Genomic DNA, 23857 nt, shown 5'->3' with positions numbered 1-23857 from the left:
GCGACGGACCATTGCACCTTCTGCGCCGCGCAAAAGGCCATGGGCAAAGAGAACTTTGCCAAGATTCCCAACGGCACCGGCGGCGTGGAGGAGCGCATGGCCGCGCTGTGGGATGGCGGCGTGAACACCGGCCGCCTCACGCCCAGCGAGTTCGTGGCCATCACCTCGGCCAACGCCGCCAAGCTGTTCAACATCTACCCGCGCAAGGGCTACATCGGCGAAGGCGCGGACGCCGACCTGGTGCTGTGGGACCCACAAGGCACCAAGACCTTCTCGGCCAAGACCCAGTTCAGCAAGGGCGACTTCAACATCTTTGAAGGCCGCACCGTGCGCGGCATCCCCAGCCACACCGTGAGCCAGGGCCGCGTGGTGTACGCCAACGGCGACCTGCGGGCCGAGCAGGGCAAGGGCCGCTACATCAAGCGCCCCGCGTTTGGCGCCAACTTCCAGGCCGTGCAGAAGCGCGCGCAGGATCTGGCACCCACGGCGGTGGCGCGCTAACCGCTGCAATGCATCTGGAGAACACCATGGACACCAAAGTGAAGACCAACATCGAGAACCTGCGCATCAACGGCCAGCGCCTGTGGGATTCGCTCATGGAGCTGGCCCAGATCGGCGCCACCCCGAAGGGCGGCGTGTGCCGCTTGACCCTCACCGACCTGGACAAACAAGGCCGTGACTTGGTGACCCGCTGGGCGCGCGAAGCAGGCATGACCGTCACCATCGACAAGATCGGCAACGGCTTCATGCGCCGCCCCGGGCGCAACAACAACCTGCCACCCATCATGACCGGCAGCCACATCGACACCCAGCCCACGGGCGGCAAGTTCGACGGCAACTACGGCGTGCTGGCTGGCATCGAAGTGGTGCGCACGCTCAACGACCATGGCATCGAAACCGAAGCCCCCATCGAAGTGGCCTTCTGGACCAACGAAGAAGGATCGCGCTTCGTGCCCGTGATGATGGGTTCGGGCGTGTTCGCCAAGGCCTTCACGCTGGAGCACGCTTACGCAGCCACCGACACCGAGGGCAAGACCGTGAAGGGCGAGCTGGAGCGCATCGGCTACATCGGCGACCAGGAGCCCGGCGACCACCCCATTGGCGCGTACTTCGAGACCCACATCGAACAAGGCCCGGTGCTGGAAGACAACGACAAGACCATTGGCGTCGTCAGCGGCGTGCTGGGCATCCGCTGGTTCGACTGCACCGTCACCGGCATGGAGGCCCACGCTGGCCCCACGCCCATGGCCCTGCGCAAGGACGCGATGCTGGCCGCCACGCGCATCATGCAAGACGTGGTGGCAGCCGCCCACCGTCACCCGCCACATGGGCGCGGCACGGTGGGCATGGTGCAGGTGTTCCCCAACAGCCGCAACGTGATTCCGGGCCGGGTCAAGTTCAGCATCGACCTGCGCAACAGCACGGACGAACTGGTGGACGCCATGGCCGCCGAGGTCAAGGCCTTTGCCGACCAGGTGGCCAAGGAGCACGGGGTGCAGGTGCACATCGAGATGGTGTCCAGCTACCCCGCGCAGCTCTTCCAGCCCGAGTGCGTGGAGGCCGTGGGCCGCGCTGCCGCCAAGCTGGGCTACAGCCACATGCCGGCCGTGTCAGGGGCGGGGCATGACGCTGTCTACATGGCCAAGCTCGCGCCCAGCGGCATGATCTTCATCCCCTGCAAGGACGGCATCAGCCACAACGAGATCGAGGACGCGAAACCCGAGCACATCGAGGCGGGGTGCAACGTGCTGCTGCACGCCATGCTGGAGCGTGCAGGGACCTGATGCTATTGAAAATATAGCTGCTAGCGCTTTTCAGGCCAGCGCTGCAGCCTGTTTTGTTTCTATTCCAGGGTGTGGGGATCCGCGCGTTCAGCGCAGTTCCGTCAGCCCCAGGAAGTGGTCCAGCATGTGGAAGTGGTCTTCAAAGAACTCTTCTTCCAGCCGGGCCAGTTGGTCGATGGGCGTCCACTGCACCAGCGCCGCGTCGTCGTCGGCCTGCACCACCGGAAAGGGCGCGTCGCCCAGGTCGAAGTAGTGCGCATGCGTGATGGTGCGCCCCCGCTGGCTGCGGTCAGGGTGGTCGAACACGGCTACGGACTGCAGCGCGGCGCGCATGGTGGCCTCGGGCAGCTGGCAGTGGGTTTCTTCTACTAGTTCGCGCAGGCACGATTGCCACACGGTTTCGCGCTGTTCGATGAAGCCGCCGGGAACGGCCAGCTGGCCCTTGCCGGGCGCGTGGGCGCGGCGGATCAGCAGCACCTGATCCTGGCAGCGCAGAACGGCATCCACGGTGACGAACACGGGCGGGTAGGGCGCGGCGGCCCAGGCTTCGCGGTAGCCGCGCAGCATGCGCCATTCCTCCTGCAGTGCGGGGTAGTGTGGGGTCTGAGCGAACTGCTCCAGCATTGCAATGGTGCTGGGAGGGATCTCACCGGCCAGCGGCGCCAGCGCCGTGCCCACGGTGGCAGGCGTGGCGCCAAAGTAGGCATCGCGGATGGTGGTGGCGTCCATGCGGCCCTGGCGCGGCAGGTCCACCAGCGTCCAGCCCGGAAAGGCGCGCAGGTAGCTGCTGGTGGCGTCCTTGAAGTGGCCCACCAGCGCGATGCGCGCACCGGGCGCCGTGTGTTCGGCCACTCCCCGGCGTACGGCTTGCACCCACACGGCCTCGTTGTAGTAGTCGCGCACGGGCAGCACCTGCACACGGCCGCGGTCGGCCTCGGGCAGGGCGCCCAGCAGCATGGCCTCGCGCTCCTGCCAGGTGAAGGGATTCTTGGGCGAGCGCGCCTGCCAGGCCGAGCCCGCCACGACGATGACCTGCGGCGCCTGGCGCAGGGCCTCGTGCAGCAGGGCCAGGTGGCCGCTGTGCACGGGTTCAAAACGGCCGATGAGGAGGGCGGTGTCGTGCATGGGTCTCCGTGCTTTCGGGTATTTTTGGGCTCTGGCGCTGATTGGTAAAGCGCTGGCAGCTACGATTTTAATAGTGGTGAGCGCAGACGGCGGAACCCAAGGCAGCGGCTCAGGGCTCGTCACACATACTTTGCTGCAATCGGCATCTGCCGCCCGCTGCCGAAAGCCCGCGGGCGCAGCCGCAGGATGGGCGGTGCCTGCCGCCGCTTGTACTCGTTGCGCGCGACCATTCCATGCACGCGCTGCACCAGGGCGGCACCCGCATCGGTTTCCTCCAGCTGCGCCACCAGGGTGGCTGCAGTGGCCTGCTCGGCGGGCGACAGCCGGTCGCCTTCGATCAGCAGCTTGAGGATTTCGTCCAGCACCGGGTAGGGCGGCAGGCTGTCCGTGTCCCGCTGCCCGGGGGCCAATTCGGCCGACGGCTCCTTGTCGATGATGGCCTGGGGAATGAGCTCGCGCCCGGCTTGCTCGTTGACGTGGCGCGCCAGCGCAAACACCTCGGTCTTGTACAGGTCGCCGATGAGGCCCAGCCCGCCGTTGGTGTCACCATACAGCGTGCAGTAGCCCACCGAGATCTCGGACTTGTTGCCGGTGGTCAGCAGCAGGTGGCCGAAGGCGTTGGAATACTCCATGAGCACCGTGCCGCGGATGCGCGCCTGCAGATTTTCCAGCGGCAAGCCCGAGAGCGGCTGGCCAAAGCTGGCCTCGTACTGCCGCGCATAGGCGGCCACCAGCTCGGCGATCGGGTGGGTGAGCAGTTGCACGCCCAGGTTGCGGCACAGTGTCGCCGAGTCATCGACCGAGCCGCTGCTGGAGTAGCGCGAGGGCATGGTGATGCCCACCACGTTCTGCGGCCCCAGCGCCTGCGCTGCCAATGCCAGGGTGAGGGCGCTGTCGATGCCGCCCGAGCTGCCCACCACCACCTGCGTGAAGCCGCAGCGCCGTGCATAGTCGGTGAGGCCCAGCAGGATCTGCTGGCGGTAGAACTCCATCGTCGGCAGGCCCTGTGCTGGCACGGGGGCAGGGCGCTTGCCCTCGGCGGTCAGGAACCGCCCGCCATCGAACAGCAGCGTGCGCACATCCTCGGCAAAGCGCGGAGCCTCGAAAACCACCCCGGCCTCGGGCTCCGTGGCAAACGAGCCCCCGTCGAATACCAGCTGGTCGTGCCCGCCGACCTGGTTCACGTACAGGATGGGCAGCCCATGGCGGCGCGACGAGCCGCCAAACATGGTGTGCCGTTGCTCGCGCTTGCCGATGTGGCTGGGGCTGGCGTTGATGCTGATGACCAGGTCCGGCGCAGCATCGCGCAGGCGCTCGAAGGGGTTGACGATGTAGTCGGCGCCATGGTCGTTCCAGCCGTCTTCGCAGACCAGCATGCCGACCTGGGCACTGCCAATGCGCAGCACCTTGGCCACGTCGGGGCCAGGCTCGAAATGGCGGCGTTCATCAAAGATGTTGTAGGTGGGCAGCAACTGCTTGGCGTACTGCAGGCGCACGTTGCCGCCTTGCAGCACCAGCAGGCTGTTGTGCAGCTTCTTGCCGGGGCCGCGGGCCGGCATGGGGGCGCCCACCACCCAGTGCAGTGCGGGCAGCTCGGCCGATGCTTTCTGCAGCGCAGCGACGCCGTCCTGCACGCGTTGCAAGAATGGGGGCTCGTCCAGCATGTCGGCGGGGTAGTAGCCACACAGCGCGAGTTCGCTGAACACGATGAGGTCGGACTGCTCGCGGGCGGCCTGCCGCGCGGCGGCCACCATGCGGGCCACATTGCCCTCGATGTCGCCGACGGTGAGGTTGAGCTGGGCGATGGTGATGCGGAGCATGGTGTCAGCCTTTCACGTTGAAGACCTGGCGCAAGTAAGCGAGGTAGGTTTCATCGTCGCACAGCGTCTTGCCCGGCGTGTCCGACAGCTTCGCCACTGGCTGCCCGTTGGCGCGCACCAGCTTCATCACGATGTTGAGTGGCTTCATTTCTGGCGCATCCCCCATGTCGTTGGTGAGGTGGGTGCCGATGCCAAAACCCAGCTGCGTGCGGTCGCCGAAGTGCCGGTACAGCGCGAGCGCCTTGGTCAGCGTGAGGCCGTCAGAAAACACCAGCCGCTTGGTGTGTGCGTCGATGCGCAGCTTGGCGTAGTGGGCCAGCGCCTTCTCGCCCCACGCCACGGGGTCGCCCGAGTCGTGCCGCAGACCGTCGAACAGCTTGGCGAAGTACAGGTCGAAGTCCGCCAAAAAGGCGTCCATGCCCACGGTGTCGGTCAGTGCAATGCCCAGGTCGCCCCGGTACTCCTGCACCCAGTCCTCGAGCGCGGCCTTTTGAAAGTCCCGCAGCCGCACGCCCAGCGCCTGATAGCTTTGCAGGTACTCGTGCGCCATGGTGCCGATGGGCACCAGGTTCAGGTCGCGCGCCAGCAGCACGTTGCTGGTGCCCTTGAACCACTGCGGTGCCTGCGTGGCAAAGGTCTGCACCACCTCGCGCTGCCAGGCGCCGCTGTAGCGGCGTCGCAGGCCAAAGTCGAACAGCTCGAAGGGGTGGCGCAGCGTGGCCTGCTGCGCCAGGTCCTGCAGCTGCTGCACTTTGACCGCCAGCCGCTCGCGGCCGCTGGCCAGGGCGGCAGTGGCATCGAAGCGGCGAAAGTACAGCTCGTTCACGATGGCCAGCACAAAGATCTCAAAGCCCATTACATGCACCTGCGGGCCTTGGGCCACGATGTGCAACTGATCGCCTTCGGCCCAGGCGCGGATGAAGCTGCGCTGGAACTGGAAGATGCGCAGAAAGTCGATGAAGTCGCTCTTGATGAACCGCAGGCCGCCCAGGTAGGCCAGCTCGTCTTCGCGGAAGCGCAGCGTGCACAGGTGGTCCAGCGCGGCGTTCACCTCGGGCAGCAGCTCAGCCAGCGGGTACAGGGGCTGGTTGCGGCAGACAAAGCGGTATTCGCTCTGCGTCTGTGGATGCCGGTGCAGCAGCGCCTGCCACATGGTGAACTTGTACAGGTCGGTATCGAGCAGGCTGGTGATGACGGGTTGCATGGTTTGCTCCTGAATTTATAGCTATCAGGGGATGATGGCCAGGCGCTAGAGGCCAATTTCACTCATGTTTCCCAGCTGTGCGCCTGCGGCGCGCATCGCATCCAGAAACGCCTGGTGTTGTGCTTCAAATCCCGCCACGGGGCTCATGCCGTCGGTCAGCAGCACGATGCGGCTGGCCTGCCAGCCGGGCACCAGGCGCGGCAGGTGCTGCACGATGTGCTCGGTGGTCGAGCGCACGCAGTGGCTGCTGGCTTCGCCCGCAATCAGCAGCACATCGGCCTGGCCCAGCGACCGCAGCAGTGCGGTGTTGAGCGCGGTGCTGGTGTCGTCCGCATCCGGCACCTCGGCCTCGATGGCGCTGTAGTGCTCCGTCCAGGGGTTGGTGCCCTTGAACACGTTGCGCACCGCGCGCTGGCGCTGCCATTGCCAGTCGCCACAGGCGGCCAACACATCGGCGTGGATGCCGTGGCCCCAGCTGCCGATCTCGCAGTGCACGGGCCAGACCATGAGTGTGTAGCGGCCCTGGGCTTCGAGTGCGTCCAGGTAGGCCAGCGTGTGTGGCAGTGCCGCGGGGTTGCGCGGCGCGAACTCGCCCGTGCGCACCTGGGCGGCGGTGATGGGGGTAAAGGGATTCACTTCCGCTCCCGCACCGGTCTGCCAGAAGCCGGGGTGAGCGATATCGAAGCGCTGGTGTGAATCGAGCGTGACCGTGATGGCGTCGAGTTGATCGGCCTGTGCCCGGATGAAGGCCGCGAGGCGCTGCATGTCGGCATGGGCGCCCGCCACGGGCAGGCTGGGCGCGCTGCCTGCGGGGCAATAGGTGGCGGGCAGGTCGCAGAAATCGTTTTGGGGATCGATCACCAGAAGCTGGGTGGTGCCTGTGGCCATGGTCTTTTCTCCTTCGCTGTAGGTGCAGTGTAATTTTGTTAGGTTAATTTTGCAACTAAGTAATTTGAAAGCGAATGTATTCAATTCGCAGGCCATGTTTCACCGGCAAATACTTTGCCCAAGCCAGTCTTGGTGGTAGCCTTGTTCGTTCAACTTTGCAATGAACTATCTCCCCGCATGACCATCGACAGCATTCCCGCCGTGATATGCACAGTAGATGTGGTGCTGCTCACCCTGGAGCAGTCCACGCTGAAGGTGGCCCTGGTGCGCCGCGAACGCGAGCCCTTTGCCCAGGCGCTGGCGTTGCCCGGTGGCTACATCCACGCGCAGGACGATGTGGACGCCCAGGCCAGCGCCGCGCGGGTGCTGCGGGACAAGGCCGGGCTGGAGAGCCCCTATCTGGAGCAACTGGCGACCTTCACTGGAGCAGTGCGCGACCCGCGCGGCTGGTCGGTGGCGGTAGCCTATTGCGCCCTGGTGCCCGCCACCGTGCTGGCGCAGGGCGGGGGGCGGGTAGAGCTGGTACCGGTGGATGCGTTGCCGCCGCTGCCCTTTGACCACCGCCAGATCATTGACACGGCCGTGCTGCGCGTGCGCAGCAAGAGCCAGTACTCGTCGCTGCCTGTGCACCTGTGCGCCGAGCCCTTCACGCTGCCGCAGCTGCAGGCGGTGTACGAGGCCGTGCTGGGCGAGCCGGTCAACAAGGTGAGCTTTCGCCGCAAGGTGGAGGAGCTGGCCATGCTGGAGCCCGTCCCTGGTGCGTTGCAGACCGGCGGCGCACACCGCCCCGCGCAGCTCTACCGGGTGCGCCCTGCCTATCGGCGGCAGCTCTCGTTGAGCGCCAGAGGTTTGTAGCGCGGGCTCCACACGCACAAAACATTGGACCGCCGCGCCCAAATCTGGCACAAACGCAAACTTTGTGTCCCACGAACGGTGGGGCGCGGTGCGGGCCAGGGTGGCCGCCGTGGCCTCGCCAACAACAAGCCAGCGCGACGCTGGCGCCTGAGGGAGGTCCATGTCTTTGCGGCTCAAATTCAATCTGGTGCTGGCAGGAGTGCTGCTGCTGGCGGTGCTGGGCGCGGGCGCCTATGTGCACCGCTTTCTGCAGCAGTCGGCCATCGAGGAAGTGCAGCACAACTCGCAGATCATGATGCACGCGGCCATGGCGATCCGCGACTACACCACCGAGCTGGTCAAGCCCCATCTGGACGTCACGCTGGCCGACAAGTTTCTGCCCCAGACGGTGCCCGCCTACGCCGCCACCGAGACGCTGCGCCGTCTGCAAAGCCGCTTTCCGGGCTACGAATACAAGGAGGCAGTGCTCAACCCCACCAATCTGCGCGACCGCGCCAATGAGTGGGAAGAGCGCATCATCAGCGATTTTCGCGAAGGCCGGGCCGATCTGAAGAAGGAGGTCACGGGCGAGGTGGGTGAGGGCATGCACCGCGCCATGTATGTGGCCCGTCCCATCACCATCAAGCAAACGCAGTGCATGGCCTGCCACAGCACGCCCGCGGTGGCACCGCCCACCATGCTCAAGGTGTACGGCGACAAGAACGGCTTTGGCTGGAATCTGAACGAGACGGTGGGTATCCAGGTGGTGAAGGTGCCCATGTACTTTCCGCTCGAGAAGGCGCGCCAGACCTTCAACACCGTGATGGCGGCGCTGGTGGGCAGCTTTGTCCTGCTGTTTGTGGCGCTCAACCTGTCGTTGTCTTCGCTGGTGATCGAGCCGATGGCGCGGCTCAACAGCAAGCTCGAAGACCTGGCCACGAAGGACTTCCTGACGGATCTGGTCAACCGGCGCCGCTTCTTCGAACGGCTGGAGACGGAGATGGCCGAGACCCGCATCAAGAAGGGAAGCCTCTCGGTGGTGATGTTCGACATCGATTTCTTCAAGCGCATCAACGACACCTTTGGCCACGACTCCGGCGACGTGGTACTCAAGAGCACGGCCCTGCGCGTGCGTGAGTTGCTGCGCTCGTCCGATTGCGCGGCCCGTTTCGGTGGCGAGGAATTCATCATCCTGCTCAAGGAAACCCCGCTGGATGCCGCCATGGCCATGGCCGAAGCCGTGCGCGCGCGCATTGCGGGAACGCCGTTCGATGCGGTCGGCCACGTCAGCGCCAGCTTCGGCGTGGCGACCTGGGACCACAACGAGGATGCGCATGCGCTGATCAAGCGGGCAGATGCCGCGCTTTACGTGGCGAAGTCCAAGGGCCGCAACTGCGTGGTGCGCGCTGAAGAAACCGCCTGAGGCCCCGCCGGCCAGGCGTCAAGCCGTCGTGGTCTTGGCCTCTTCGTAGGTGGAGAAGTAATCCTTGGCCAGCTGCACCTTCTGTTTTTCCGTCAGCAGCTTGCCTGCCATCTGGAAGAACTTGTGTTCTTCCTCTTCCAGGTGGTGCTCCACCTTCTGGGCCAGCTTCTTCGCCAGGGGCAGCCAGTTGGGCGTGGCCGGGTCCGCCTCTTCCAGCGACTCCACCAGCTCGTCGAGCTGGTGGTGTTCGGAGATCGCGTGGCGGGAAAGGTCCACGCCCGCATCGTGCTCCATCAGGGGGATGTAGAAATGCCGCTCCTCGGCCAGTTCGTGCGCCAGAAGCTCGGCTTTGAGTTGCTCGAACAAGTCGCGCCGCTCGGGCGTGTCGCCGCTGGTCTCGATCAGCTGCCGGTACAGCTCGCGCTGCCGTTCGTGGCTTTCGCGCAGGGCTTCGAAGATGTTGAGGGGCATGGGTGTTCTCGGTTCTGTTGAAAAGTGCGGTCCGCAACTACTTGAGCACCTTGCGTGCCGCGCCCACACCCAGGATGGCCAAAACGATGAACACCACGGCAATGATGAGGAAGATGACAAACAGCACCTTGGCAATGCCTGCGGCACCTGCGGCCACGCCGGTAAAGCCCAGGGCGCCGGCGACCAGCGATATGAGGGCGAAGATGATGGCGTACTTCAGCATGGGGGGTTCACTCCTTGACTGGGCTGTGATGGGAAAGCCGCGCATGGCAGCTTTGTCTTGACATGCAAGCGTATACAGCGCCTGGCGGACCGCTGTGGGAGCGCATGCTGTCCGCCGGTAGGAGCGGGTCGATTGCTCATCCGGCGATACTGATCTGAACAGCCACGCCAGCCGCTATGAGCAGCAGCAGGACGCCGGTCGTGCGTTCGATCCACCCCAGATGCCTCGCAAAGCGCTCCACAACCACCCGGTGGCCCGCGCTCACTGCAATCAACAGATCCCATCCAAGGACGGCGCACACCATCCACACACCGTAGAGTGCCTGGACGCTGCGGTCGGTTTCGGTCAGCAGGGAAAACAGGCTGGCGTAGAAAAGTGCATTCTTGGGGTTCAGCAGTGCGGAGATGAATCCCATGCGCAACCCTTGCCACCAACTCGGTCTGGGCGCAGTGCTGCTGTCCGCACCCATCGCGATCGCGGTGCCGGACGAATGCAAAAGGCGCCAGCCTAGCCATCCGAGGTACAGGCCGCCACCCAACTGAAGCAGCACGAACGCAGCGCTGCCGGGTGCAATGGCCGAAAGACCCGCCCAGGCCAGTGCGATGAACAGGCCGTTGGCCATTGCCACGCCCGCACTGATGCCGCTGGCGCGCTGCCATCCGTGCAGCAGCGCAGTGCGAACGATAAGGAAGAAATCGGGGCCCGGACTGAGCAGGGCCAGGAAGTGGGCTCCCGCCACCATCAAAAATTGTTCCAGCAATGCAGCGCCTTTCGTGCAGTGCGACCTTCGTCGCGAGGCGCGCAGTTTCGTTAACTGCTCCCGGGCTGTATTGGAAAAAATTGCGGACGACTCGATGCCGCGATGCGACCTCTGCGAGATCGCAAACAGGTGCTCAGCGCCGGTAGTGGCCCGGCGTGGTTGCCACCCGTTGCTTGAAAGCGTTTTGAAAATGGCTCTGATCGTAGAAACCGAGTTCCTGTGCCACCACGGCCGGGGCGCTGCCCGCGCGAAGCAGGCCCCGGGCGGCGTTGATGCGCATGTCCAGCTGATAGGCGTGGGGAGTCAGTCCTGTGGCTGCGCGAAAGCCACGGACCAACGCATGCGGCGTCATCCTGGCGGCCTGCGCCAACGTGGCGAGGGGGAGGGGGTCGGCACACCTCTGCTGCAGCATGGCTTGCACGCGTGCAAAGGATGCGGGCGCTGGTGGCGGCGTCAGCGCTACCGCATCGCCCGTGCGCCAGATTCCTTGGGAGAGAAACCTGTTCAGCGCCGTTGTCTTGACGTTGGTATCCGCGTTGGAAAACAGCAGGCGATTCAGTGCACAGAAAGCGTCGTACGCCCTGGCATCACGCACTACCAGTGCACAGTGGGGCCAGGCAGGGGCGTTGTTCCGCTGCATCGTGTTTTCGACCCAGGACGCGTCGAGATAAAGCATCTGGTAGCTCCACTCTCCGCCCGGCTCTGGATTGCAGGCATGCACGCAACCGGCAGGCACTGCGACCAGTGAGCCGGCCGCCAGGCGCACGCTGTGACCATGGGAAGTGAACACGCTGCGCCCCGCATCGACCACACCCATGGAATACGTGACGTGGGTGTGTGGCCGATAGCAGGCACGGCTGCTGACTGCGCGTCGGCTCTCCACAAATGGAAGGTCCGGGTCGCGCCAAAAACAGGGGAGCGATGGTTGCGCGTTCATTGGGGGCTCCTGTCAGCGCTGCGGGCGCGGCTCTTGCTGGGTCTGTGGCCACATCGCTGACCCGATATGCGCTCCCCCACGTACCGACGAGCCGCGCCTCAGCGCGGCAGCCTTGTCCGTACGTTGATTGCGCACGGGCCTTGCGGCTCTTCACATCGCTGCGCGATATGAGCCTGCGCCGCAAGCCACACAAGCGCGCTTCGCTCGGGGTCTTTACAGGCCCGCCGCTGCGCGCAGCGCAGCAGCCTTGTCCGTCTTTTCCCAGCTGAACTCGGGTTCTTCGCGGCCGAAATGGCCGTAGGCGGCCGTCTTCTCGTAGATCGGGCGCAGCAGGTCCAGCATCTGAATGATGCCCTTGGGGCGCAGGTCGAAGTGCGCGCGCACCAGCTTGGCGATCTGGTCGTCGGGAATCACGCCCGTGCCTTCGGTGTAAACGGTGATGTTCATCGGCTCGGCCACGCCGATGGCGTAGGCCACCTGGATCTGGCACTGGCGGGCCAGGCCGGCAGCCACGATGTTCTTGGCCACGTAGCGGGCGGCGTAGGCGGCCGAGCGGTCCACCTTGGTTGGGTCCTTGCCGCTGAAGGCACCGCCGCCGTGGGGGCAGGCACCGCCGTAGGTGTCCACGATGATCTTGCGGCCCGTGAGGCCGCAGTCGCCCTGCGGGCCGCCGATGACGAAGCGGCCGGTGGGGTTGATCAGGTAGCGCGTGTTCTGCAGCCATTCCTTGGGCAGCACGGGCTTGATGATTTCCTCGATGACGGCTTCGGTGAACGAGGCCTTCATCTTGGTCTGCGTTTCGCTCTGGTCGGGGTGGTGCTGGGTGGAGAGCACCACGGTGTCGATGCTGTGGGGCTTGCCGTCCACGTAGCGCATCGTCACCTGGCTCTTGGCATCAGGGCGCAGGAACGGCAGGCGGCCGTCTTTGCGCAGCTGGGCCTGGCGCTCCACGAGGCGGTGGGCGTAGTAGATGGGCGCGGGCATCAGCTCGGGCGTTTCGTCGCAGGCATAGCCAAACATCAGGCCCTGGTCGCCAGCGCCGGTGTTCAGGTGGTCGTCGCTCGCGTGGTCCACGCCTTGGGCGATGTCGTTGGACTGCTTGTCGTAGGCCACGAGCACGGCGCAACCCTTGTAGTCGATGCCGTAGTCGGTGTTGTCGTAGCCGATGCGCTTGATGGTGTCGCGCGCCACCTGGATGTAGTCCACGTGGGCATTGGTGGTGATCTCGCCGGCCAGCACGACGAGGCCGGTGTTGGTCAGCGTTTCGGCGGCGACACGGCTGCGGGGGTCTTGCTGGAAGATTGCGTCGAGAATCGCGTCCGAGATCTGGTCGGCCACCTTGTCGGGATGGCCTTCGGAGACGGATTCCGAGGTAAAGAGAAAGTCGTTCGCCATTTGAATAAACTCCTGTGCTGCGGCATTTAGGGCGTTGCCCTCACCCCGAAGGAGCTTTGGCGAACGCTTTAGCAGATTTTTTTAACGTCGCCCTGCAAGTTGCTCATTTAACTCAGCGACCCGTCCATTTTAATGCCAGTCGTCTTCCGATTCTTTTCCGTATTTCCGCTGTGGTTGCTGCACATCATGGGCGCGGCCATGGGATGGGTGGCTTTTTGTGCGTCGCCAACGTACCGGCGCAGGTTCCTGGCCAATGCGGCGCTGGCGGGCTATTCGTTCGGCGCAGTGCGTGCCGCGGTGGCCCACGCGGGGCGCATGGTGGCTGAGCTGCCGCGACTGTGGCTCGGGGCGCCTCTGCCATGCCGGATCGAAGGCGAGGCCTGCGTGGAGCAGGGCTACGCGGCGGGGCGCGGGATTCTGTACCTCACGCCGCACCTGGGGTGCTTCGAGCTGTCGGCCCAGGCAGCGGCCAGGCGCTGGAGCGCGGAGCGCGGCCCGATCACCGTACTGTACCGCCCCGCGCGCCAGGCCTGGCTGGCCAAGGTGATGGAGACCGCGCGCAACCGCCCCGGCATGCTGGCCGTGCCTACCACGCTGGCAGGCGTGCGGCAGATGATCAAGGCCCTGCGCCGTGGCGAGGCCGTGGGCCTGCTGCCCGACCAGGTGCCGCCCGAGGGACAGGGTGTGTGGGCGCCTTTCTTTGGCCGCGATGCCTACACCATGACGCTGGCTGTGCGTCTGGCGCAGCAAACGGGCGCGGCGGTGGTGCTGGCGCGCTGCGAGCGGCTGTCCTGGGGGCGCGGCTACGTCACGCATTTCGAACCCCTGCCCGCACCGCTGTCCGCCGACATGGAACAGGCGGTGCGGCAGATCAACCAGGCCATGGAACACCTCATCCGCCAGTGCCCCGAGCAATACCTCTGGGGCTACGCCCGCTACAAGCAACCCCGCGCCGAGGCGCTGCCCGCCGCGGAGGCTGCCGCATGACCGGCCGTCTGGGCGTGTGGTTCATGCGGGTGCTGGCGCTGCTGCCGCTGCCCGTGCTGCGGGGCATGGGCTGGCTGCTGGGCCAAGTGGCCTACGTGCTGGTGGTGCGGCGGCGCAAGGTGGCGCTGCGCAATTTGGCCCTGTGCTTCCCGGACTGGTCCGAGGCACGCCGCCGCGCGGTGGCGCGGGCCAGTTTCGTGGCGTTCTGCCAGACCTGGCTGGACCGAAGCTGGCTGTGGGCTGCACCGCGCGAGGTGGTCGAGCGGCGCGTGCGACTGGCCGGCGCCATCCATGAGCTGGAGGGTGACACACCCACCATCCTGTTCGCGCCCCACTTCTACGGCATGGACGCGGGCGGTCTGGCGCTGCCGCTGCACTCGCAGCGCGCCTTCACGTCGATCTTCGCCACGCACCCCGACCCGGCCGTGGACGCATGGTTCATGGCCGGGCGACAGCGGTTTGGTGACGTGCGCATGCTCAACCGCTCCGACGGCGTGAAACCCATCATCGCCAACCTGCGCAAGGGGGGCCTGCTGTACCTGCTGCCCGACATGGACTATGGCCGCAACGATTCGCTGTTCGTGCCGTTCTATGGCGTGATCGCCGCCACCATCCCGTCGCTCTCGCGCTTTGCAAGGCTGGGGCGGGCCAAGGTGGTGGGCGTGTATTCGCGCATGACGCCCACCGGTTATGTGGCCGAGGTCTCGCCCGCTTGGCCGGACTTTCCCTCGGACGACGTGGAGGCCGATACCGTGCGCATGAACCGCGAGCTGCAAGCGGTGATCGACACCATGCCCGAGCAGTACTACTGGGTGCACAAGCGCTTCAAGACACGGCCCGAGGGCGAGCCTTCCGTTTACTCCTGAGTGTGCCCCCCTCGGTTCTTTGAAGCCAATTTGGCCTCTGGCGCTTTCTGGATAAGCGCCAAAAGCTATCAATTGGATAGCAAAAAACGCCGCAGTTCCATGGCCACGCGCTCGGGGTGTTCATGCACCACCCAGTGCGACGCCTGCTCCACTTCTTGCACCTGCAGCTGCGGGATCCAGTCCGGCAGGCCATCCAGCAGCCCCGGCAGCAGGGCCGGGTCGTCCATCGCCCAAAGCACCAGCGTGGGCACGGTCACCGTCAGCATGGATTCAGGCAGGGTGATCGCCTGGGCGCCCGGATCGCCGTCGCGGGGCGGGCGGATGGGGCTGGCGCGGTAGTAGTTGCACGCGCCTGTCAGGCCCTGCTGCCACAGCGTGCGGTACTGCGCGCGCACCGGCTCGGTCAGCCAGGCGGGGGATCGGCCCTGGGGGTCGTCGAAGAAGGCGAACAGGCGGCGAAAGCCGTCTTCGGCCAGCAGCGCCTCGGCGTCCGGGCGGCACAGGAAGTGCATGTACTGGCTCGCGGCTTGCTGCGCGGCGTTGTGCGACAGCTCGCGCACAAAGGCGCCCGGGTGGGGCGAATTGATGATGGCCAGCCGTTTCAGCAACTGCGGCTGCTGGTTGGCCAAGTTCCAGGCCACGGCGCCGCCCCAGTCGTGCGCCACCAGGCATTCGAGCGGTGCCTGGGGCGATTCGGCGGCAATCAGGGCGGCGACGTCCTGCACCAGGTGCTTGGCGCGGTAGGCATCGACCTCCGCCGGGCTGCTGGATGCGCCAAAGCCCCGCAGGTAGGGGGCCACGCAGCGGTAGCCGCCGTTTTCGGGGCGGGCGAAGTACGCCAGTTGCTCATCCCAAATGAAGGCGCCCTCGGGAAAGCCGTGCAGGAACAGCAGCACGGGGCGGCCCTTGCGCCCGGCCACGTGGCAATGCAGGGTGGTGCCGTGGGGCAGGGCAACAGCGCAGGTGTCGATCATGATGCTATGCAATCAGTAGCGGCCTGCGCTTGTTGCATCAGCGTCAGGGCCTAGTTTTGCTGAGAATCCTCAGGGGCGTGCGCAGCGGGCGTTTGCAGGGCCGCAGTGTCTTGCGGCGGTGCCTCGGCGGCCACCGCCTGCACTGGGTGCGCCCATTGCCACAGCAACTGCGCCACCTCGTCCACGCCCTGCTTCTTGAGGGCAGAGAACATCTTCACCTCTCCGCCGCCCGCGTTCAGTCGCGTAATGGACAGGACCTTGGCCTGCTCGGCGCGCGTGAGCTTGTCGGCCTTGGTCAGCACGATGAGGAACTTCAAGCCCTCCTCGACACGCGGACGCACGACTTCGAGCAGCGCTTCATCCAGTTCGGTCAGCCCCAGCCGGGGGTCGCACAGCAGCACGATGCCCGTCAGGCCCGGGCGGCTGACCAGGTAGTTCACCATCACCTGCTGCCAGCGCACCTTGTCCGACCGCGACACGGCCGCATAGCCGTAGCCGGGCAGGTCGGCCAGCACGGCATCCGTCACGCCCTGCTTGCCCAGGGCGAACAGGTTGATGTGCTGCGTGCGCCCGGGCTTCTTGGAGGCGAAGGCCAGCTGCTTTTGCTGCGTGAGCGTGTTGATGCAGGTGGATTTGCCCGCGTTGGAGCGGCCCACGAACGCGATCTCGGGTACGTCGATGGGGGGCAGGTGGTGCAGCTGGGCCGCAGTGGTCAGAAAGCGCGCGGTGTGCATCCAGCCCATGGCGATCTTGGCGTCGGGTGCAGGCGGAAGGGAGCCAGCAACTGGCGCGGTGGAGGAGGTCGTCATGGAATATTGGGAGGCTTGGGAGCCTCATTGTAGAATCGCGAGGTTTTGCGCACATAAACATACACCCTCGATATGAAGTTGCTCGCCTCTTTGCTGACGGCTGCCGCACTGGCAGCACCTGTGTTCTCGGCCTACGCAGCGGGGGAAACTCCTGCGGCTGCACCCAAGGCGGCCAAGCCAGACCTGGTCAAGGGCGAGGCGAGCTACACGGCAGTGTGCGCCGCTTGCCACGGCGCCGATGGCAACTCGGCCATCGCGGCCAATCCCAAACTTTCGCAGCAGCACCCTGAGTACCTGGTCAAGCAATTGCAAGAGTTCAAATCCGGCAAGCGCAACAACCCCGTCATGAAGGGTTTTGCCTCCATGCTGTCGGACGACGACATGAAGAACATTGCTTACTGGGTGGCCTCCAAGCCCGCCAAGACGGGTTTTGCCAAGGACAAGGACCTGGTCGCCCTGGGCGAGCGCATCTACCGCGGCGGCGTCGCCGACCGCAACATCGCTGCCTGCGCGGGTTGCCACAGCCCCAACGGTGCCGGTGTTCCGGCACAGTATCCGCGCCTCTCGGGCCAGCATGCCGACTACACCGTGGCCCAGCTGAACACCTTCCGCGATGGTTCGCGCGCCAACAGCGTTCAGATGACCCAGGTGGCTGCCAAGCTGAACGACAAGGAAATCAAGGCGGTGGCGGACTACATCGCAGGTCTGCGTTGATGGATTTGATTTGACTTGCGTCAACCCTGCCGCCCGGCTGGCTGGGCGACACGGAACCTACCGCCAATAACAATCCCAAAATCGGGCGGGTCCATCGCACAGATGGTCCCGCCCTTTTTTCTTTCTTTCTCTCCCCTCGCGTTCTTGCGCATCCCTTTTCTCCGGGTTCATCCATGTCCGACAACACGCAAGGCCTCCGCATGAAGTCTGGTTCGCAGGCCCTGCGCGCCGGGGTCGAACTGCTGTCGTCGATGCGATTCGCCATTTCGCTGCTGACAGTGATCTGCATCGCCTCGGTAATCGGCACGGTGCTCAAGCAGCACGAGCCCGCGGTCAACTACGTCAACCAGTTCGGGCCGTTCTGGGCCGAGGTGTTCGGTGCCCTGCAGCTCAACGCCGTGTACAGCGCCTGGTGGTTCCTGCTGATCCTGGCATTTCTGGTGATCAGCACGTCCCTGTGCATTGCGCGCAATACGCCCAAGATCCTGGTCGATCTGCGGGCGTACAAGGAGAACATCCGCGAACTGAGCCTGAAGGCCTTCCACCACAAGGCCGAGGCGGTGTTGCCCGAGCCTGCGGAGGCCGAAGCGCGCCGCATCGGCACCCTGCTGGCCGGAGGCGGCTGGAAGGTGCGCCTGCAGCAGCGCGATACCGCGGCGGGCCCCGGCACGGGTTGGATGGTGGCCGCCAAGGCTGGCGCGGCCAACAAGCTCGGCTATATCGCTGCGCACAGCGCGATCGTGCTGGTGTGCGTGGGCGGCTTGCTCGACGGGGATTTGATTGTGCGCGCCCAGATGCTGCTGGGCGGCAAGACGCCCTACCAGGGCGGCGGCCTGATTGCCGACGTGAAACCCGAGCATCGGCTGTCCGAGCGCAATCCAACCTTCCGCGGCAACCTGCTGGTGGCGGAGGGCACGCAGTCGAGCACCGCCATCCTCAACCAATCGGACGGGGTGCTGTTGCAGGATCTGCCCTTTGCGATCGAGCTCAAAAAATTCATCGTCGAGCACTACTCCACCGGCATGCCCAAGCTGTTTGCCAGCGAAATCGTCATCCACGACAAGGCTACGGGCGAAAAGACCCCCGCCCGCGTGGAGGTGAACCATCCGGCCAGCTACAAGGGCATCGAGATCTACCAGTCGAGCTTTGACGATGGCGGCTCGCAGCTCAAGCTGCGCGGCGTGCCGATGGTGGCAGGCGCCAAGCCGATCGAGGTCCAGGGTGTCGTGGGGGGCTCCACCCAACTCGTCAACCAGGGCGGCGCTGCGGGGGGGGATTCGCTGACGCTGGAGTTCACCGCGCTGCGCACCATCAACGTGGAGAACTTTGGCGCAGCGGGGTCGGACACCTCCGGCGTGGACGTGCGCAAGGTGGACCTCCGCGAATCGGTGGAATCGCGCTTGGGCGCAGCCAACAAGACTGTCACCAAGAAAGAGCTGCGCAACGTGGGTCCCAGCGTGAGCTACAAGCTGCGTGACGCCTCGGGCCAGGCGCGCGAGTTCCACAACTACATGCTGCCCGTGGACACCGGCGATGGCGTGCCGGTGTTTTTGCTGGGTGTGCGCGAAACCCCGGCGGAGCCGTTTCGCTACCTGCGCGTACCGGCCGACGACAAGGGCAGCATGGATGGCTTCTTGCGCATGAAGTCCGTGCTGGCCGACCCCGACGCCCGCGAGGCGGCCGTGCGCCGGTATGTTGCGCAGGCCATCGATACCTCCCGCGCGGACCTGGCCGAGCAACTGCAGCAATCGGCGTCTCGCGCCCTCGCCCTTTTTGCGGGCCGTGGCGTGGTCGATGGCAAACCGACGGGCGGACTGCAGGCCGTTTCGGATTTCATGGAGGCCAACGTGCCCGAGGCCGAGCGGGCCCGTGCAGGCGAGGTGCTGGTCCGCATCCTCAATGGCACCTTGTTCGAAGTGGCCCAGCTCTCGCGCCAGCGGGCCGGTCTGCCCCCGCTGCCGCAGGACGACCAGACGCGCGCCTTCATGACCCAGGCCGTGCTCTCGTTGAGCGATGCGCAGATCTACCCCGCGCCGCTGGCCTTTGAGCTCAAGGACTTCACCCAGGTGCAGGCGAGCGTGTTCCAGGTGGCGCGAGCCCCTGGCAAGAGCATTGTCTATCTCGGCTGCGCCTTGCTGATCATGGGTGTTTTTGCCATGCTGTACGTGCGTGAACGACGGGTGTGGGTGTGGGTAATGCCCCAGGCAGGCGTAACCCATGCCACCATGGCCCTGTCCAGCAACCGCAAGACCATGGACGGCGATCGTGAGTTCGTACAGCTCGCACAAAAATTGATCGGGGCCGGCAAGGCACCGGAAGGCAACGCATGAATACCGCCACCCGCACCTCCACCAACACCCCCGCCAACACGGCTATCACCCTGAACGAGGGTTTTTTTGCTCGCCGCAACTGGTTCGACTGGCTGTTTGCGGCCATCGTTGCCGCAGGGGGGCTCTATTCCCTGCAGCGCTATGGCAGCTACATGGATGTGTATGAAAAAGGCATTCTGCTGGGGGCCATTCCCTGCACGGTCTGGCTGGGCTGGTTCTGGCGGCCGCTGCGGATCCTGATGCTGGTTGTGGCCGCGGTGGCGCTCATGGCTGTCGGGCTGTACCAGCAGGACGGCGCCGGCAATCTCGCACGGGCCGACACGGTGTTTGGCCTCAAGTACTTCATTTCTAGCCAGTCCGCCATCCTGTGGATGAGCATGCTGTTTTTCATCAGCACGGCGTTCTACTGGATTGGCATGTTTTCACGCGGCGAGGGCCAGACCATGAGCATGCTGGGCTCGCGCATCGCCTGGGTGGCCGTGGCAATGGCGCTCATCGGCACGCTGGTGCGCTGGTATGAGAGTTACCTCATCGGCCCGGACATCGGCCATATCCCGGTCAGCAACCTCTACGAGGTGTTCGTACTGTTCTGCTGGATGACGGCGGCGTTCTACCTGTACTACGAGCAGCAGTACGACACCCGTGCGCTCGGGGGCTTTGTGATGCTGGTGGTCAGCGCAGCGGTGGGCTTCCTGCTCTGGTACACCGTGGTGCGCGAGGCGCACGAGATCCAGCCCCTGGTGCCCGCGCTCAAGAGCTGGTGGATGAAGCTGCATGTGCCAGCCAACTTCATCGGCTATGGCACGTTCGCCCTCTCGGCCATGGTGGCATTCGCCTACCTCATCAAGCAGCAGGCCACCGAGACCCGCTGGTACAAGCTGGCGCCCCTGTGGCTCTTGGGAGTAGTGCTGTGCTTTGAACCCATCGTCTTCCGCCAGGGAGCAACCGAGAATGGCGGCAGCTACTGGATGGTCTACTTCGGCATCTCCGCGCTCATCGTGGCGGGCATCCTGCTGGGCCGCAAACGCATCGCTGCGCGCCTGCCCTCGTTCGAGATCTTGGACGATGTCATGTACAAGTCCATCGCGGTGGGCTTTGCCTTCTTCACCATTGCCACGGTGCTGGGTGCGCTGTGGGCTGCCGAGGCCTGGGGCGGCTACTGGAGCTGGGATCCAAAGGAAACCTGGGCCCTGATCGTCTGGCTCAACTACGCAGCCTGGCTTCACATGCGGCTGATGAAAGGCCTGCGCGGCACCGTGTCGGCCTGGTGGGCGCTGGTGGGGCTGGCGGTGACCACTTTCGCCTTTCTGGGCGTGAACATGTTCCTGAGCGGATTGCACAGCTACGGAACGCTGTGATGTCGCGCAGCTGAGCTCGGGCATCTGGGTGCGGACCGGCAACGATGGCACGGTCCGTGTAACCTGAGCGGTTCAGGGAACGAACTAACCGTTGTGCTGCTCCACCACGGCAGCCGTTTCCACGAGACCACCACCGGAGCCTTCCATGCTGATCCCATCGCGCGACCAGGGTTTCATCCACCCGCATCCCTCCGAAATCACACCGCGTGCGGTTTACGAAGACCGGCGCCAGATGCTGCGGCTAATGGCCGGTGGCGCGGCCGGTGCCACCCTTGCTGCATGGGCGGGCCGCGAAGCCCTGGCCCAGCCGGCGCAGGTGGTGCGCCCCAACAAGCTCGCTCCCCTGGCCGGTGCCAAGTCCGCCGTGGCGGGCGCCGTGTCCATGGAAAAGCTCACCGACTACAAGGACGCCAGCACCTACAACAACTTCTACGAGTTCGGCACCGACAAGGCCGACCCCGCTCGCAACGCCCACACCCTCAAGACGAGTCCCTGGACGGTCGAGGTCGAGGGGCTGGTCAAGAAGCCGGGCAAATACGGCATCGAAGACCTGATCAAGCTCAGCGCTCAGGAAGAGCGCATCTACCGGCTGCGCTGCGTGGAGGGCTGGTCCATGGTCATCCCCTGGGTCGGGTACTCGCTGTCCGAGCTGATCAAGCGGGTGGAGCCGCAAGGCAGCGCCAAGTACGTGGAATTCGTGACCTTGGCGGACAAGGCCACCATGCCATACGTCGGCTCACGAGTGCTGGACTGGCCCTATGTGGAAGGCCTGCGCATGGACGAGGCCATGCACCCGTTGACCCTGCTCGCGTTTGGCATGTACGGCGAGGTGCTTCCCAACCAGAACGGTGCGCCGGTGCGCCTGGTGGTGCCGTGGAAGTACGGCTTCAAAAGCGCCAAGAGCATTGTCAAGATTCGCTTTGTCGAGAAAGAGCCCGGCACGGCCTGGAACAAGGCGGCCAAGCAGGAGTATGGCTTCTACTCCAACGTCAATCCCGAGGTGGACCACCCTCGCTGGAGCCAGGCGACCGAGCGGCGCATTGGCGAAGACGGCCTGTTTGCCAAGAAGCGCAAGACGCTGATGTTCAACGGATACGAAGCCCAGGTGGGCCAGTTGTACGCCGGTATGGACCTCAAAAAGTTCTACTGATTTTCGGACGCCTTCCGCTTTCAGCCTTTCATCTCTCGCCTGGTCTCATCTGGCCTGGGGTGCTCAGGCTGCAGGGGAGGGCGGGTATCGCCATGCGCAAACTCTTGCTCCATCCCGCTGCCAAGCCGTTGGTCTTTGTGCTGTGCCTGCTGCCGTTGGCCTGGTTGGTCTACGCCACGGCGGCGGACCGGCTGGGCGCCAATCCGGCCGAAGCGCTGGTACGTGCCACCGGCGACTGGACGCTGCGCGCACTGTGCCTGGTGCTGGCGGTCACGCCGCTGCGCGTGATGACCTCTACGCCACAACTGGCGCGCTATCGGCGCATGCTGGGCCTGTTCGTGTTTTTCTATGGCGTGCTGCACTTGCTGAGTTACGCCTGGTTCGACATGGGCTTTGAGGTGGCCGACATCGTGCGCGACATCCTCAAGCGGCCGTTCATCCTGGTGGGGTCTCTGGCCCTGCTGCTGCTCATGCTGCTCGCCGCGACATCGTTCAACCGGGCCATCAAGGCGCTGGGTGCCAAGCGTTGGCAAACCCTGCACCGCAGCATCTATGGGGTGGCGGGGCTCGCCGTCCTCCATTTTTTCTGGATGCGTGCAGGCAAGAATGATTTTGGCGAAGTGGCGATCTACGCGTTGATCCTGGCAGCCCTGCTGGGCTGGCGGCTTTGGAACCGCTGGCGAAAACACAAGCCGGCGCACGGTCCCGCAGCGCGAGTGCCCGCCAGCACGCGAACGCACTAGGCTCGCGTTGGTGGTTATGTGCTATCGAAAATATAGCTTCTTGCGCTTAATGGATAAGGCCTGGAGCCAGATTTCACCAAGTTGAAAAACCGACAACTACCGTCCCGCTGCGGGGCGCATCTGTCGGGTCACGGGGTCGATGTAAGCTGAAGGAATCTGGTAGGCCCGGTCGTCAAACAGATCGATGCCGCACATCAGGTTCTCGATCCAGTTGAAGAAGTCATTGATGGCCTGCTTGCCCATGATGGGAGCGCCGTGCTGAGGCACCAGCATGGAGATGTCGAGCTGGCGCACCATGCGAACCCACAGCCGCAGAATCTTGTTCGAAACCATGTAGCGGCGGTGGAAGCCCTCCATGCGCGGGATGTGCGGCCGTAGATCGGTGATCGGAACCTGTGCCTCTGCGCCAGACATCAGGGAGACGCCCAGGTCCCCCGTGAACAGGATGCGGCTGACCGGATCGTAGAAGTGGAAATTGCCCTCGGAATGCATGAAATGCGCTGGCAGCAGCACCAGCTCATGGCGCCCCAGCGGAAGATGCCCGCCGCCATCGGGCACGCCAATGACCCGGTTCTCAGTTTTGCCAACTTTGGTGAAGTGCGGGGCAAAGCGTTCCCACACGCGCGAGATAACCAAGTGTGCCTTGGTGCTGGTCATCCAGCGGTCCAGGGAAGCAATGATGTCTGGATCGGCGTGCGAGGCGATCAGGTAGGAGAGCTTGTGCGGGGGGAAATGCTTGGTCATGCCCATGAACAGCTCGTTGAACGCGAGGTTGCCGCCTGGGTCGATGATGGCGCCCGTATCGTCATCCACGATCAAGAACTGGTTGGCCTGCACAGCCTGACCGTCTTCTTCGATGAGGTCGGTGAACATCAGACAAGCATGGTTCTTGTCGCGGTAGAGTTCCAGGGCCATGGCCATCCTACGGTGCAATAAAGCACGAACTGTACGAGTAACCCTTCGAGTGCTCCTTGATAGATATCAAGCGTTTCGGGGTTTCAGCGCCTTGTCGGCGGTATCGCAAAGGGCTTGCTAAAGGACATGGCCCTGTCCCGAGATGGG

Annotated in this window: 23 protein-coding genes; 11 read left to right on the top strand and 12 right to left on the bottom strand. The window is 64.8% G+C overall.

Annotation, left to right across the window (positions count from 1 at the left end):
- The coding region (locus MRY84_RS22225; protein ID WP_291507849.1) for an amidohydrolase family protein at positions 1–501 on the top strand (501 nt) is incomplete at its 5' end.
- 26 nt (positions 502–527) lie between these two features.
- A complete protein-coding gene (locus MRY84_RS22220; RefSeq protein WP_291507848.1) occupies positions 528–1784 on the top strand; it encodes a Zn-dependent hydrolase in 1257 nt (418 codons plus the stop codon).
- A gap of 87 nt (positions 1785–1871) precedes the next feature.
- Here MRY84_RS22220 and MRY84_RS22215 read toward each other — a convergent pair whose 3' ends face one another.
- The 4 genes from MRY84_RS22215 to MRY84_RS22200 form a co-directional block, all read right to left on the bottom strand.
- On the bottom strand, positions 1872–2909 hold the full coding sequence (locus MRY84_RS22215; protein WP_291507847.1) for a bifunctional nicotinamide-nucleotide adenylyltransferase/Nudix hydroxylase: 1038 nt from the start codon (positions 2907–2909) through the stop codon (positions 1872–1874).
- Between the two features lie 119 nt (positions 2910–3028).
- On the bottom strand, positions 3029–4729 hold the full coding sequence (locus MRY84_RS22210) for an NAD+ synthase (RefSeq protein WP_291507846.1): 1701 nt from the start codon (positions 4727–4729) through the stop codon (positions 3029–3031).
- Positions 4730–4733: 4 nt separating this feature from the next.
- Positions 4734–5933: a nicotinate phosphoribosyltransferase gene (gene pncB, locus MRY84_RS22205; RefSeq protein WP_291507845.1), complete on the bottom strand. Its 1200-nt coding sequence runs from the start codon at positions 5931–5933 to the stop codon at positions 4734–4736.
- A gap of 45 nt (positions 5934–5978) precedes the next feature.
- A complete protein-coding gene (locus MRY84_RS22200; RefSeq protein ID WP_291507844.1) occupies positions 5979–6821 on the bottom strand; it encodes a cysteine hydrolase in 843 nt (280 codons plus the stop codon).
- 177 nt (positions 6822–6998) lie between these two features.
- Between MRY84_RS22200 and MRY84_RS22195 the strand changes: the two genes are divergently transcribed.
- Complete coding sequence (locus MRY84_RS22195) at positions 6999–7676, top strand: NUDIX domain-containing protein (protein ID WP_291507843.1); 678 nt, start codon at positions 6999–7001, stop codon at positions 7674–7676.
- Positions 7677–7836: 160 nt separating this feature from the next.
- Positions 7837–9078: a diguanylate cyclase gene (locus MRY84_RS22190; protein WP_291507842.1), complete on the top strand. Its 1242-nt coding sequence runs from the start codon at positions 7837–7839 to the stop codon at positions 9076–9078.
- Positions 9079–9096: 18 nt separating this feature from the next.
- On the opposite strand, the gene MRY84_RS22185 is transcribed toward MRY84_RS22190, so the two are convergent.
- The 5 genes from MRY84_RS22185 to metK form a co-directional block, all read right to left on the bottom strand.
- The gene (locus MRY84_RS22185) at positions 9097–9549 is read right to left on the bottom strand and encodes a hemerythrin domain-containing protein (protein ID WP_291507841.1); all 453 of its coding nucleotides are present in this window, start codon (positions 9547–9549) and stop codon (positions 9097–9099) included.
- Positions 9550–9586: 37 nt separating this feature from the next.
- Entirely contained in the window at positions 9587–9772 is a 186-nt protein-coding gene (locus tag MRY84_RS22180) for a DUF1328 domain-containing protein (protein WP_142148279.1), read from the bottom strand.
- Between the two features lie 136 nt (positions 9773–9908).
- Positions 9909–10532 (bottom strand): LysE family transporter, encoded by a 624-nt coding sequence (locus MRY84_RS22175; RefSeq protein ID WP_363317581.1) that lies wholly within the window; start codon positions 10530–10532, stop codon positions 9909–9911.
- Positions 10533–10665: 133 nt separating this feature from the next.
- Positions 10666–11469: an AraC family transcriptional regulator gene (locus MRY84_RS22170; RefSeq protein WP_291507840.1), complete on the bottom strand. Its 804-nt coding sequence runs from the start codon at positions 11467–11469 to the stop codon at positions 10666–10668.
- A gap of 213 nt (positions 11470–11682) precedes the next feature.
- Positions 11683–12864 carry a methionine adenosyltransferase gene (gene metK / locus MRY84_RS22165; RefSeq protein WP_291507839.1) on the bottom strand — a complete coding sequence of 394 codons (1182 nt, stop codon included), beginning with the start codon at positions 12862–12864 and terminating at the stop codon, positions 11683–11685.
- Between the two features lie 132 nt (positions 12865–12996).
- On the opposite strand from metK, the gene MRY84_RS22160 reads away from it, so the two are divergent.
- Both MRY84_RS22160 and MRY84_RS22155 read left to right on the top strand, forming a co-directional pair.
- Positions 12997–13851 carry a lysophospholipid acyltransferase family protein gene (locus MRY84_RS22160; RefSeq protein WP_291507838.1) on the top strand — a complete coding sequence of 285 codons (855 nt, stop codon included), beginning with the start codon at positions 12997–12999 and terminating at the stop codon, positions 13849–13851.
- Positions 13848–14717: a lipid A biosynthesis acyltransferase gene (locus tag MRY84_RS22155; protein WP_291507837.1), complete on the top strand. Its 870-nt coding sequence runs from the start codon at positions 13848–13850 to the stop codon at positions 14715–14717. Before MRY84_RS22160 ends, MRY84_RS22155 begins: the two co-directional genes overlap by 4 nt.
- 68 nt (positions 14718–14785) lie before the next feature.
- Here MRY84_RS22155 and MRY84_RS22150 read toward each other — a convergent pair whose 3' ends face one another.
- The gene (locus tag MRY84_RS22150) at positions 14786–15691 is read right to left on the bottom strand and encodes an alpha/beta hydrolase (protein WP_291507836.1); all 906 of its coding nucleotides are present in this window, start codon (positions 15689–15691) and stop codon (positions 14786–14788) included.
- Positions 15692–15741: 50 nt separating this feature from the next.
- Positions 15742–16500, bottom strand: coding sequence for a ribosome biogenesis GTP-binding protein YihA/YsxC (yihA, locus tag MRY84_RS22145; protein WP_291507835.1), 759 nt, complete (start codon positions 16498–16500; stop codon positions 15742–15744).
- Between the two features lie 72 nt (positions 16501–16572).
- On the opposite strand from yihA, the gene MRY84_RS22140 reads away from it, so the two are divergent.
- The 5 genes from MRY84_RS22140 to MRY84_RS22120 all read left to right on the top strand — a co-directional run bounded on the left by MRY84_RS22140 (position 16573) and on the right by MRY84_RS22120 (position 22795).
- The gene (locus MRY84_RS22140) at positions 16573–17214 is read left to right on the top strand and encodes a c-type cytochrome (RefSeq protein ID WP_291507834.1); all 642 of its coding nucleotides are present in this window, start codon (positions 16573–16575) and stop codon (positions 17212–17214) included.
- A gap of 173 nt (positions 17215–17387) precedes the next feature.
- A complete protein-coding gene (locus tag MRY84_RS22135; RefSeq protein WP_291507833.1) occupies positions 17388–19544 on the top strand; it encodes a cytochrome c biogenesis protein ResB in 2157 nt (718 codons plus the stop codon).
- Positions 19541–20902, top strand: a complete 1362-nt coding sequence (gene ccsB, locus MRY84_RS22130; RefSeq protein ID WP_291507832.1) for a c-type cytochrome biogenesis protein CcsB — start codon at positions 19541–19543, stop codon at positions 20900–20902. Before MRY84_RS22135 ends, ccsB begins: the two co-directional genes overlap by 4 nt.
- Before the next feature lie 145 nt (positions 20903–21047).
- Positions 21048–22052 (top strand): protein-methionine-sulfoxide reductase catalytic subunit MsrP, encoded by a 1005-nt coding sequence (gene msrP, locus MRY84_RS22125; RefSeq protein ID WP_291507831.1) that lies wholly within the window; start codon positions 21048–21050, stop codon positions 22050–22052.
- A 92-nt stretch (positions 22053–22144) separates the two neighbouring features.
- Entirely contained in the window at positions 22145–22795 is a 651-nt protein-coding gene (locus tag MRY84_RS22120; protein WP_291507830.1) for a protein-methionine-sulfoxide reductase heme-binding subunit MsrQ, read from the top strand.
- A 96-nt stretch (positions 22796–22891) separates the two neighbouring features.
- On the opposite strand, the gene MRY84_RS22115 is transcribed toward MRY84_RS22120, so the two are convergent.
- Positions 22892–23710 carry an MBL fold metallo-hydrolase gene (locus MRY84_RS22115; protein WP_291507829.1) on the bottom strand — a complete coding sequence of 273 codons (819 nt, stop codon included), beginning with the start codon at positions 23708–23710 and terminating at the stop codon, positions 22892–22894.
- Positions 23711–23857 lie beyond the last annotated feature (147 nt).

The organism is Acidovorax sp. (genome assembly GCF_022763525.1).
Taxonomy (GTDB): domain Bacteria; phylum Pseudomonadota; class Gammaproteobacteria; order Burkholderiales; family Burkholderiaceae_C; genus Acidovorax.
This window is presented reverse-complemented; position numbering and strand designations above follow the sequence as displayed.

What these genes read in the sequence shown, in the direction of transcription:
- MRY84_RS22220 (WP_291507848.1), top strand. Translation starts at nt 528, where the DNA reads ATGGACACCAAAGTGAAGACCAACATCGAGAACCTGCGCATCAACGGC.
- MRY84_RS22215 (WP_291507847.1), bottom strand. Translation starts at nt 2,909, where the DNA reads ATGCACGACACCGCCCTCCTCATCGGCCGTTTTGAACCCGTGCACAGC.
- MRY84_RS22210 (WP_291507846.1), bottom strand. Translation starts at nt 4,729, where the DNA reads ATGCTCCGCATCACCATCGCCCAGCTCAACCTCACCGTCGGCGACATC.
- pncB (WP_291507845.1), bottom strand. Translation starts at nt 5,933, where the DNA reads ATGCAACCCGTCATCACCAGCCTGCTCGATACCGACCTGTACAAGTTC.
- MRY84_RS22200 (WP_291507844.1), bottom strand. Translation starts at nt 6,821, where the DNA reads ATGGCCACAGGCACCACCCAGCTTCTGGTGATCGATCCCCAAAACGAT.
- MRY84_RS22195 (WP_291507843.1), top strand. Translation starts at nt 6,999, where the DNA reads ATGACCATCGACAGCATTCCCGCCGTGATATGCACAGTAGATGTGGTG.
- MRY84_RS22190 (WP_291507842.1), top strand. Translation starts at nt 7,837, where the DNA reads ATGTCTTTGCGGCTCAAATTCAATCTGGTGCTGGCAGGAGTGCTGCTG.
- MRY84_RS22185 (WP_291507841.1), bottom strand. Translation starts at nt 9,549, where the DNA reads ATGCCCCTCAACATCTTCGAAGCCCTGCGCGAAAGCCACGAACGGCAG.
- MRY84_RS22180 (WP_142148279.1), bottom strand. Translation starts at nt 9,772, where the DNA reads ATGCTGAAGTACGCCATCATCTTCGCCCTCATATCGCTGGTCGCCGGC.
- MRY84_RS22170 (WP_291507840.1), bottom strand. Translation starts at nt 11,469, where the DNA reads ATGAACGCGCAACCATCGCTCCCCTGTTTTTGGCGCGACCCGGACCTT.
- metK (WP_291507839.1), bottom strand. Translation starts at nt 12,864, where the DNA reads ATGGCGAACGACTTTCTCTTTACCTCGGAATCCGTCTCCGAAGGCCAT.
- MRY84_RS22160 (WP_291507838.1), top strand. Translation starts at nt 12,997, where the DNA reads ATGCCAGTCGTCTTCCGATTCTTTTCCGTATTTCCGCTGTGGTTGCTG.
- MRY84_RS22155 (WP_291507837.1), top strand. Translation starts at nt 13,848, where the DNA reads ATGACCGGCCGTCTGGGCGTGTGGTTCATGCGGGTGCTGGCGCTGCTG.
- MRY84_RS22150 (WP_291507836.1), bottom strand. Translation starts at nt 15,691, where the DNA reads ATGATCGACACCTGCGCTGTTGCCCTGCCCCACGGCACCACCCTGCAT.
- yihA (WP_291507835.1), bottom strand. Translation starts at nt 16,500, where the DNA reads ATGACGACCTCCTCCACCGCGCCAGTTGCTGGCTCCCTTCCGCCTGCA.
- MRY84_RS22140 (WP_291507834.1), top strand. Translation starts at nt 16,573, where the DNA reads ATGAAGTTGCTCGCCTCTTTGCTGACGGCTGCCGCACTGGCAGCACCT.
- MRY84_RS22135 (WP_291507833.1), top strand. Translation starts at nt 17,388, where the DNA reads ATGTCCGACAACACGCAAGGCCTCCGCATGAAGTCTGGTTCGCAGGCC.
- ccsB (WP_291507832.1), top strand. Translation starts at nt 19,541, where the DNA reads ATGAATACCGCCACCCGCACCTCCACCAACACCCCCGCCAACACGGCT.
- msrP (WP_291507831.1), top strand. Translation starts at nt 21,048, where the DNA reads ATGCTGATCCCATCGCGCGACCAGGGTTTCATCCACCCGCATCCCTCC.
- MRY84_RS22120 (WP_291507830.1), top strand. Translation starts at nt 22,145, where the DNA reads ATGCGCAAACTCTTGCTCCATCCCGCTGCCAAGCCGTTGGTCTTTGTG.
- MRY84_RS22115 (WP_291507829.1), bottom strand. Translation starts at nt 23,710, where the DNA reads ATGGCCCTGGAACTCTACCGCGACAAGAACCATGCTTGTCTGATGTTC.